The organism is Brevibacterium linens ATCC 9172 (assembly GCF_900169165.1).
Taxonomy (GTDB): Bacteria; Actinomycetota; Actinomycetes; order Actinomycetales; family Brevibacteriaceae; genus Brevibacterium; species Brevibacterium linens.
This window is the reverse complement of the sequence record NZ_FXYY01000044.1, coordinates 1-9,835: the sequence shown is the minus strand read 5'-3', so window position 1 is coordinate 9,835 and position 9,835 is coordinate 1. Positions and strand designations below refer to the sequence as shown.

General features: G+C 63.3%; 10 protein-coding genes. 6 read left to right on the top strand and 4 right to left on the bottom strand.

The features are described from left to right. Positions 1-432: 432 nt before the first annotated feature. Positions 433-1,107: an SOS response-associated peptidase gene (locus BLIN9172_RS17370; RefSeq protein ID WP_240812239.1), complete on the bottom strand. Its 675-nt coding sequence runs from the start codon at positions 1,105-1,107 to the stop codon at positions 433-435. 52 nt (positions 1,108-1,159) lie between these two features. On the opposite strand from BLIN9172_RS17370, the gene BLIN9172_RS17365 reads away from it, so the two are divergent. The 5 genes from BLIN9172_RS17365 (at position 1,160) to BLIN9172_RS17345 (ending at position 5,921) form a co-directional block, all read left to right on the top strand. Next, entirely contained in the window at positions 1,160-1,675 is a 516-nt protein-coding gene (locus BLIN9172_RS17365; RefSeq protein WP_101556134.1) for a MarR family winged helix-turn-helix transcriptional regulator, read from the top strand. 108 nt (positions 1,676-1,783) lie between these two features. Beyond that, positions 1,784-2,950 carry an acyl-CoA dehydrogenase family protein gene (locus tag BLIN9172_RS17360; RefSeq protein ID WP_101556133.1) on the top strand — a complete coding sequence of 389 codons (1,167 nt, stop codon included), beginning with the start codon at positions 1,784-1,786 and terminating at the stop codon, positions 2,948-2,950. Between the two features lies 1 nt (position 2,951). Further along, entirely contained in the window at positions 2,952-4,007 is a 1,056-nt protein-coding gene (locus tag BLIN9172_RS17355; protein ID WP_101556132.1) for an enoyl-CoA hydratase/isomerase family protein, read from the top strand. Further along, positions 4,004-4,780: an enoyl-CoA hydratase gene (locus BLIN9172_RS17350; protein WP_101556131.1), complete on the top strand. Its 777-nt coding sequence runs from the start codon at positions 4,004-4,006 to the stop codon at positions 4,778-4,780. The genes BLIN9172_RS17355 and BLIN9172_RS17350 overlap by 4 nt, the downstream gene beginning before the upstream one ends. A 169-nt stretch (positions 4,781-4,949) precedes the next feature. Further along, complete coding sequence (locus tag BLIN9172_RS17345; protein WP_240812240.1) at positions 4,950-5,921, top strand: NAD(P)H-dependent flavin oxidoreductase; 972 nt, start codon at positions 4,950-4,952, stop codon at positions 5,919-5,921. A 111-nt stretch (positions 5,922-6,032) separates the two neighbouring features. Here the strand turns inward: BLIN9172_RS17345 and BLIN9172_RS17340 are convergent, their stop codons facing one another. The 3 genes from BLIN9172_RS17340 to BLIN9172_RS17330 all read right to left on the bottom strand — a co-directional run bounded on the left by BLIN9172_RS17340 (position 6,033) and on the right by BLIN9172_RS17330 (position 9,068). Then, entirely contained in the window at positions 6,033-7,082 is a 1,050-nt protein-coding gene (locus tag BLIN9172_RS17340) for an App1 family protein phosphatidate phosphatase (protein ID WP_101556129.1), read from the bottom strand. 2 nt (positions 7,083-7,084) lie between these two features. After that, positions 7,085-8,083, bottom strand: coding sequence for a tryptophan--tRNA ligase (trpS, locus tag BLIN9172_RS17335; RefSeq protein WP_101556128.1), 999 nt, complete (start codon positions 8,081-8,083; stop codon positions 7,085-7,087). A 169-nt stretch (positions 8,084-8,252) separates the two neighbouring features. Then, the gene (locus tag BLIN9172_RS17330; protein WP_101556127.1) at positions 8,253-9,068 is read right to left on the bottom strand and encodes an exodeoxyribonuclease III; all 816 of its coding nucleotides are present in this window, start codon (positions 9,066-9,068) and stop codon (positions 8,253-8,255) included. Between the two features lie 86 nt (positions 9,069-9,154). Here BLIN9172_RS17330 and BLIN9172_RS17325 point away from each other — a divergent pair, with 86 nt between their 5' ends. Continuing rightward, positions 9,155-9,643: a GNAT family N-acetyltransferase gene (locus BLIN9172_RS17325; protein WP_025780910.1), complete on the top strand. Its 489-nt coding sequence runs from the start codon at positions 9,155-9,157 to the stop codon at positions 9,641-9,643. The last annotated feature ends 192 nt before the right edge of the window (positions 9,644-9,835 follow it).

The following is a 9,835-nucleotide window of genomic DNA, read 5'->3' as shown; positions in this document are numbered from 1 at the left end:
GAGGGTGAACCACTGTTTGGCCAGGTGATTGTCTTACCAGAAAATAAATTGTTCTGGCATCACAACTTGTTCAAACAAACACGCTATTGGATTCTCAAACCACAAACACACACCCATCACCACACCAAAAAGACAGTGTGTTCACTGGGGGTATCAGTTTCTGTTTGCACTTTTCGTCTTGCGACTCGCTGTGCCAGCGGATGTCTACTCTACATGGTTGTTTCGATCCGTGCAACTCGAAGTTCATCTTCGGTTTGCCCACATCGTTCCCGATCAGAGCGACTGTTGCCTTTCCTTGCGTCCTGGCAACCCGGACTACAATACACACATCTGCAGCCACCTGCAAAACCGCTCCGGCTGCGCTCACTCCCCGGCCCGGAAGAACCCCGAGATCTCGGGCGAGAGTCTCGCCCGCGCAGCTTCAAGAGAGATCTATGCCACGGGTTCGGCGAGCTCCGGAGAATCGTTGCGGACATTGCCCACCGCTTTGCCGACCTTGTGCCGAGTGACGCTTGCGGGATCGACCTGATCGAGCGTCGTCGCCAGCAGGTCAGGCACATCATTCGTCAGCACTGCCGGATCGATCCAGTCACTGATCTGGTCGCGCCCGAGGAATACCGGCATCCGGTGGTGGACATCGCTGAGGTGGCCCGCGGATTCCATCGTCAGGATCGTCGTGGAGACCAGCCAGGACTCATCCGGCTGCTTCCAGAACTCGAAGAGCCCGGCCATGAAGAGCGGGTCCTCGCCGGCGGCGGTCATCATCCATGGCTGCTTGCCGTCCTCGGTGTCCTCCCATTCGTAGTAGCCCGGGATGGGCAAGGCACAGCGACGACGTCGAATGGCCTGCCGGAACATCGGCTTCTCGAGCACTGTCTCGGACCGTGCGTTGAATGCCTTGAACCCGATCTTGGGGTCTTTCGCCCAGGCGGGAACCAATCCCCAGGAAGCGGTTTCGAGGCGGCGGTGCAGCTGGCCGTCGTCGTCGAGGCGCTCGACGACGATCGGCACGAATGATCCCGGAGGCACGTTGAAGCGCGGCGTGTAGTCATAGGAGACGACATCCAACCGCAGCTCATCGGCGAGATCTGCCGGATCGAGAGACATATTGAGTCGACCGCACATGCGCCCATCTTCCCACTTCACTACACTGTCGACAATGGCGGCAGAAGAGAATACAGGCACGACGTTCGACCCGATCGAAGAGTCCCGTCGGCAATGGCTGGCCCACGGGTGGGACGGCGCAGCCGATGGAATGACCACGGTGATCTCGGTGATGCGGATCCACCAGCTGTTCCTGGCCCGAGTCGATGCCGCCCTCAAGCCCTTCGCACTGACATTCTCGCGCTACGAGGTCCTCACGCTTCTGTCCTTCACCAGAGCCGGGACCCTGCCGATGTCGAAGATATCCGCTCGCCTGCAGGTGCACGCGACCTCGACGACGAACTCGGTCGACCGCCTCGAGAAAGCCGGACTCGTCGCCCGGCGCAGCCACCCCGACGATCGCCGGACGACACTCGTCGACCTTACGGATGCCGGTCGTGAGCTCGCCGCTCAGGCGACGATGGCGCTCAACGCCGAAGTCTTCACTTCTCCCGATTTCAACGGGATCGACCTCGATTCCCTCCTCCCCCATCTCGAAAAACTGCGCTCAGGACTCGAAGCCGGCAACTGAGCGGATGGACGGACGGGCCGCCTCGGCGAGGAATTAGTTGGATGTCCAAGTAATATGGACGTATCGTGGTGTCGATCACCGAATACGCGTCCGATTCTTGGAGGAATCATGTCCCGCAGTACAGCCGCTGCCCTACCTTTCGGTCTCACCGACGAACAGCAGACCGTCGCCGGGATGGTGCGCGAGTTCGCCGATACCGAAGTCGCCCCGCACGCTCTCGAATGGGACGCCGAGCACTTCTTCCCCGTCGACGTCATCAGGAAGTCCGCCGAACTCGGCATGGGCGGCATCTACGTCAGCGAAGAATCCGGCGGCACCGGAATGGGCCGGATGGATGCGGCGCTGATCTTCGAAGCGATGTCGACCGGATGCCCCTCCGTCGCCGCCTATATCTCCATCCACAATATGGTCGCGTGGATGATCGACAAGTTCGGCAACGACGAGCAGAAGGCCACATACCTCGAGAAGCTCGTCTCCATGGAGAACCTCGGCAGCTACTGCCTGACCGAACCCAACGCCGGCTCCGATGCGGCCGCCCTGCGCACGTCCGCCCGCGAAGACGGCGACCACTACGTGCTCAACGGAGTCAAGCAGTTCATCTCCGGCGCCGGCACCTCGGACACCTACCTCGTCATGGCTCGCACCGGCCAGGACGGAGCGCGCGGAATCTCCGCCTTCATCCTCGAGAAGGGGATGGAGGGCCTGAGCTTCGGCCCCAATGAACAGAAGATGGGCTGGCGCGCCCAGCCGACCCGACAGGTGATCATGGAGAACGTGCGGGTGCCCAAGGAGAACATGCTCGGTGCACCCGGTCAGGGTTTCAAGATCGCGATGTCCGGGCTCGACGGCGGAAGGCTCAACATCGGCGCCTGCTCGCTCGGCGGCGGTCAGGCCGCTCTGGAGAAGGCCATCGCCTATATGGGTGAGCGTCAGGCCTTCGGCACCGAGCTCGCCGGCTTCCAGGCCCTGCGCTTCGAGGTCGCACAGATGCAGGCCGACCTCGAGGCTGCCCGCTCCCTGCTGTGGCGAGCAGCAGGAGCCTACGATACGGGCGATCCGAACACCTCCCTGCTGTCGGCCATGGCCAAACTCAAGGCCACCGACACCGGCTTCGACGTCGCGAACCGGGCACTCCAGTTGCACGGCGGCTACGGCTATCTGACAGAGTATGGAATTGAGAAGCTGGTGCGTGACCTGCGCGTCCACCAGATTCTGGAAGGCACCAACGAAATCATGCGCGTGATCATCTCGCGCAAGAGCACAGGAGTGGGCTGATATGACAGAACCTTCGGCAGAGCAGGCGGACGCCTCCGTCATCACCTCGGTATCCAACGGGGTCGGCCGAATCGAACTCAACAGACCGAAGCTGATCAATGCGCTCAGCCAGGACATGGTGGGCGCCATCGATGACGCCCTGAAAGCATGGCGCGACGATGATGCGGTCAAGCTCGTCCTCGTCACCGGCCGCGGGGAACGCGGACTGTGCGCGGGCGGCGACATCAAGGCCGTGTACAACGACATCGTGGCCGGCAGCGACGAGAACGCGAAGTTCTGGAATCGCGAATACAAGATGAACCATGCGATCTCCGAGTTCCCCAAACCCTACGTCGTGATCATGAATGGCATCACGATGGGCGGCGGAGTCGGCATCTCCGGACACGGATCACACCGCATCGTCACCGATTCGACGAAGGTCGGGATGCCGGAGACCGGAATCGGACTCTTCCCCGACGTCGGCGGCACCCACCTGCTGGCCAACGGCCCCGGAGAGTTCGGAACGCACCTTGCGCTGACCGGGCAGCCCGTCGGAGCCGGCACCGCGATCGGTCTCGGACTCGCCGACTACTTCGTCCCCGACGCGCAGATCCCCGATCTCATCGCCGACCTCACCGCCGGTGAAGATCTCGAGTCCGTCCTCGGCAAGTACGTCGGGGAGGCACCTGCCGATGATCTCGCCGAGGCGGCCGACTGGATCAACGCCTGCTACGTCGGCGACGACGCCGAGGCCATCGTCGCGGCTCTCGCCGCGCACGAGAACCCCGATGCCCGGGCCACCGCGGAGCTCATCGGCACGAAGGCCCCCACCTCGGTGAAGGTGACCTTGGCCGCGATCCGCAATGCGGAGACGATGTCATTGGCCGAGGTCCTCGAACAGGACTACCGCGTCGCCGTCACCCTCACCGGGCTGCCGGACCTCAGGGAAGGCATCCGCGCACAGGTCATCGACAAGGACCGCAACCCGCAGTGGACCCCCGCCTCGCTGGCCGAGGTCAGCGACGAGCAGGTCCATTCCATCCTCACCACCGATCACGCAGACAAGGTGTTCTCATGAGCGAATTCGAAACCATCCTCACCGACGTCGCCGACGGCGTCGCCACGATCACGATCAACCGGCCGAAGGCGCTCAATGCGCTCAACCTGCAGGTGCTCACCGATATCACCGAGGCGGCCACAGGCTTCGACGCCGACGACTCGATCAAGGCGATCATCATCACCGGCAGCGACAAGGCCTTCGCCGCCGGCGCCGACATCAAGGAGATGTCGAGTCTCGACTTCTCGACGGCGTTCAAGGCCGACTGGTTCGCCGGTTGGACCCGGCTGACCGATGTCCGCAAGCCGGTCATCACCGCCGTCGGCGGCTACGCCCTCGGCGGCGGCTGCGAGCTCGCGATGATGGGCGACATCCTCATCGCCTCGACGAAGGCGAAGTTCGGTCAACCCGAGATCAACCTCGGAGTGCTGCCGGGCATGGGCGGATCGCAGCGTCTGACTCGTGCGATCGGGAAGGCGAAGTCCATGGACATGTGCCTGACCGGTCGGATGATGGGCGCCGAGGAGGCCGAACGCTCCGGTCTCGTCGCGCGCGTCGTCGAACCCGACGAGCTGCTGACCACGGCCAACGAGATCGCGCAGACGATCGCGGCCAAGTCCCGGGTCGCCTCGGCGATGGTCAAGGAAGCGGTGAACACCGCCTTCGAGACCACCCTCGAGCAGGGACTGCGCTACGAGCGTCGTCTCTTCCACTCCTCCCTGGCCACGAACGATCAGTCCGAGGGCATGGCCGCCTTCGTCGAGAAGCGGGACCCGAACTTCACGGATACCTGATCCAGCTCCTTATCACCGACGAAGGCGCAGACTCCTCCGAGAGTCTGCGCCTTCGTCGTCTGATCAGCCGAAATGCGAACCAGGAGACGAAAGAGAATGTGTTCCGTATCGCATTTAACAATCGTTCGGTTAGAGTGAGTGTATGCATTCATCTTCGCAAGGAGGCACCGTGAGAACCTTCACCGATCTGCGCTCCCAACTCCGTCTGCCCGTCGTCGGCTCCCCCATGTTCATCGCCTCGGGGCCCGAATTGGTCAAGGCCCAGTGCCAGGCCGGAATCGTCGGGTCCTTCCCCTCGCTGAACGCCCGACCTGCTTCGCAGCTGACCGACTGGCTCGATGAGATCGCCGAGTCGAACGCCGCCCACACCGCGGCGAATCCGCAGCAGCCTGCCGCCCCGTTCGCGGTCAACCTCATCGTCCACCGGTCGAACAATCGCCTCGAAGAAGACCTCGCCGAGGTGGTCCGCCACCAGGTGCCGATCGTCATCACCTCGCTCGGTGCCCGTGAGGAGGTCAACGAGGCCGTCCATTCCTACGGCGGCATCGTCCTCCACGACGTCATCAACAACCGCTTCGCCAACAAGGCCGTCGAGAAGGGCGCCGACGGAGTCATCGCCGTGGCCGCCGGTGCCGGCGGGCATGCCGGGGCCCAGTCGCCGTTCGCGCTGATCCAGGAGATCCGCTCATGGTTCGACGGCCCCCTGCTGCTGTCGGGCGCCATCGCCCACGGCCGTTCGATCCTTGCGGCTCTGGCCGCCGGTGCCGACTTCGCCTACGTCGGCTCGGCGTTCCTGTCGACACCCGAGGCGAACGTCGTCGACGACTACCGTCAGATGGTCGTCGAATCCGGCGCCGATGACGTCGTGTACTCGAACTACTTCACCGGGGTGAAGGGCAACTACCTGCGCGGATCCATCGTCGCCTCGGGCCTCGACCCGGACAATCTGCCCGACGCCGATCCGACGAAGATGGACTTCAGCTCGTCGTCGGGATCGGACTCGAAGGCATGGAAGGACATCTGGGGCTCGGGCCAGGGCATCGGCGCACTCGGACAGCAGCAGACCACCGCCGAACTCGTCGAGACCTTCGCTGCACAGTTCGACGAGGCGAAGCAGCAGCTCCTCGCACAGCTGCGCTGACCCGACCGAGCACCTCAAAGTCCACCCCAGCCCCTAATTGCTACGTGACGGCGGCCCAGCAACCTCGCGCGAGGTTGCTGGGCCGCCGTCAGGTAGCAAGTGAGGTTTCGTTCAGATGGTCGAGATGATTCCGCGTTCGGTCAGGCGGGAGGCCAAGCCGGCGCCGTCCGGGGCATAGATCCACGGCACGCCCTGGCCGCGACCGTGACGCTTCGACCGGCCGCCGGCCCACACTGCCTCACCGACGGTGAGCTGCCGGATCGCGACGGCGGCGACATTCTTCGGATGGTTCTCGACGAACTCGCCGTAGATCTCCTCATCGTTCTGCCCGTCGTCGCCGATGAGCAGCCACTTCATCCACGGGAACTCCCGGGCCAGGCGTTCCAGCGAATTGCGTTTGTGCTCCTTGCCCGACCGGAACACCCGGGTCGTCGTCGGCCCCCAGTCGGTGAGCAGCAGCGGACCCATCGGGTAGAGGTTGCGGGAGAGGAAGCGCTTGAGCGTCAGCGCCGAATTCCATGCACCTGTCGACAGGTAGACCATCGGTGTGTCCGGACGCATGAAGGTGATCCGGTCATAGAGCACGGCCATTCCCGCCACCGGGGACCTCGCATGCTCGCTGAGGACGAAGGTGTTCCACGCGGCGAGGAAGGGACGCGGCAGAGAGGTGACCATGACCGTGTCGTCGATATCGGAGATGATGCCGAAGGTCGAGTCCTCGCCGATGATGCGCACGGCCGCGGAATCGACGAGCGAACCGTCGGTCCACAGTTCGATCTCCGTCTCCCCCGGTTCGAAGTCTCCGGGGATGACGGTGTCGATGATGCCTCCGCGATCGGAGGTGACCATATGCTCTTCGTCATTGACGCGCACCCAGGCGGTGTCATTGGGCAGAGGCACGCTGACGAACGACTTCCAGCCGCGGATGCTCGCGTGGACGTCGGCGGCCGGCTGTCCGTTCGGGGTGAGCACCAGGCGTCCGAGCACCCGCACCCACTCCGTCCCACCGTATGTGTCGTAGGCGATGACGGTGCGATGGTAGGCGTGATCGGTGGCCCGATTCTGGATCCAGCCGTTGAACCGATCCTCCACCCGTGCAGCGGTGTGGAGCATGTCCGGTGTGAGGTTGAGCGGTCCGTCCTCGGGTTTCTTCTTCGCCACGATCAGATGAAGCCGATCTTGTCATAGACCTCGCGCAGTGTCGCCTCGGCGATGGCGCTGGCCTTCTCCGCCCCGCGGTCGAGGATCGCCTGCAGCTGCGCTCGGTCTTCGAGGAGTTCCACCGTACGCTCCCGCACCGGTGTCAGGGTCTCCACTGCCACCTCGGCGAGGTCGACCTTGAGGTGACCGTACATCTTCCCTGCGTACTCGGCGACGATGTCGTCGACCGGGCGCGCGGTCAGGGATGAGTAGATCGTCAGCAGGTTCGACACTCCCGGCTTGTTCTCCGGGTCGAAGGCGATCTCGGTTCCGTCATCGGTCACCGCGGACTTGATCTTCTTCGTCAGTGCCTTCGCGTCGTCGAGGATGTCGATGCGGCCCTGCGGGCTGGGCTGGGACTTCGACATCTTCGCGCCCGGATTCTGCATGTCGTAGATCTTCGCGGTCGCCTTGAGGATCTGCGCCTCGGGGACGGTGAAGGTCTTGCCGAAACGATAGTTGAATCGTTCGGCGAGGTTGCGGGTCAGTTCGAGGTGCTGGCGCTGGTCTTCACCGACAGGAACGAGCTGCGGGTTGTACAGGAGGATGTCAGCAGCCATCAGCGCCGGGTAGGTGAGCAGCCCCAGGGACACATGATCCTGCTTCGCGGACTTGTCCTTGAACTGGGTCATCCGGCTCGCCTCGCCCATCGAAGTGGTGCACTCGAGCACCCAGGACAGCTGCGGATGGGCAGGCACCTGGGACTGGACGAAGATCGTCGACTTCTCCGGGTCGAGACCGGCGGCGAGGAACTGCGCGGCCGTGCGCAGCGTGCGCTCCCGCAGCTCTGCCGGATCCTGCTCGACGGTGATCGCGTGCATATTCGCGATGAAGTAGAAGGCATCGTGCGACTCCTGGTGAGTCACGAACTGCTGCAGGGCTCCGATGTAGTTGCCGAGATGGAGGGAATCGGAGGTGGCTTGGATACCTGAGACAGTGCGCGGCTGTGAAGAGTTCGTCATAGTCCTATGATGCCATCTCACCTGCCAGGGACCGATCAGGCCTCCGGTCTGGTGATCATGCTGACGTCCGGGCCAGTGGGCTCGGGCCCGGCCCGCAGGCTCCGTCGACGAGCAGTTCTCGGGGAGCCGCCTCGGCGAAATCTGCCTGCGGCCCACGAATACGGCCCGGTCAGACCTTGACGGCCGGGAGGTCGTAGTCGATGACCAACGGGGCGTGGTCCGACCACCGTTCGGCCCAGCTGTCGGCCTTGTCCACGGTCGCCTTGACCGCGGTATCGGCGAGGGCCGGAGTGGCCATCTGGTAGTCGATGCGCCATCCGGTGTCATTGTCGAAGGCCTGACCGCGCATCGACCACCAGGTGTAGGGTCCGTCGACGTCGCCGCTGAGTGTGCGGTGGACGTCAACATATCCGATCTCACCGAAGAACCTGTCGAAGTAGGCGCGTTCCTCCGGCAGGAATCCCGACTTCTTCCGGTTGGCCTTCCAGTTCTTCAGATCACGCTCGGTGTGGCAGACATTGAGGTCGCCGGTGATGAGCACATGATCGGCCGTCTCGGCCAGCTGCGGCATGCGTTCGATCATCCGGTCGAGGAACCGATACTTGTCGTCCTGTTTGGGGGTGTCGGCCTCACCCGAATGGACGTAGGCGGACACGAGGGTGAGCAGCGAACCGTCACCGAGGCGGAAGTCCGTCTCCACCCATCGTCCGGCTCGATCGAAGTACCCGTCGTCGCCGAGTCCTTCACGCACCGCCTCGGGTTCGGTGCGGGCCATCACAGCGACGCCGGCTCGGCCCTTGGCCTCGGCATCATGGCTGATCGTGGTGTAGCCCGTGTCGGCGAGAACACTGTGCGCGATATCGTTCGCGGCGCGCACCTCTTGAAGGGTGATGAAGTCCGGTTTCGCGGCATCGACCCAGGTGGGCATCCCCTTTCGCCATGCTGCGCGGACTCCGTTGACGTTGACTGAAGCAATCCGAATCATGTGATCTATGATGGCATGGAGCGCACTGTTCTTCGGGGACAGGGCGTTATAGAGTGAGGCTAAGCACGAACACTTCAGGAGGCGCAATGGCCGTTGACGACACTATCGATACCGAGCAGCTGAGCATCAGTCCGCTCGATGAGGTCGACGCCCGCGAGATGCGCGAATTCCTGCTCGATGCCCAGGCGAACTTCTGGGGAGACCGCGACCTCAGCGGTGACCACGATGCCTACTGGTTCCATCAGTTCGTGACCTCAGGGCTTGTCGCCCGCTACCGCTCGGAGATCGTCGGCTACCTGCTCGGCGTCATTCCCCATGACGGCCCTGCCTACATCCACCTGGTGGCGGCGCGTTCGGATTTCCGTCACCAGGGAATCGGCCGTCACCTCTACCAGCACTTCATCGACCATTCGCGTCAGCTCGGGGTCTCCTCTGTGCAGGCGACGACGAAACCGGAATCGTCGGGGGCGATCTCCTTCCACTCCTCCATGGGCTTCAGCGGTGAACTCATCGAGGACTATGCCGGCCCGGGCAACCCCCGCGTCTTCTTCGAACTCAAGTTCTCCGAGGACTGATCACCCCGCAACGACCTCCCAGAACTACCTGACGGCGGCCCAGCAACCTCGCGCAAGGTTGCTGGGCTGTGCTGTCTCACTACCTTGCTTACAACCTGTCTCAACACATTGCTGACACCATGTCTCATGACGTTGCTGACACCATGAAGCACACTTCGGGTCATGCCCGAACCTCTTTCACTGGCCACCCGC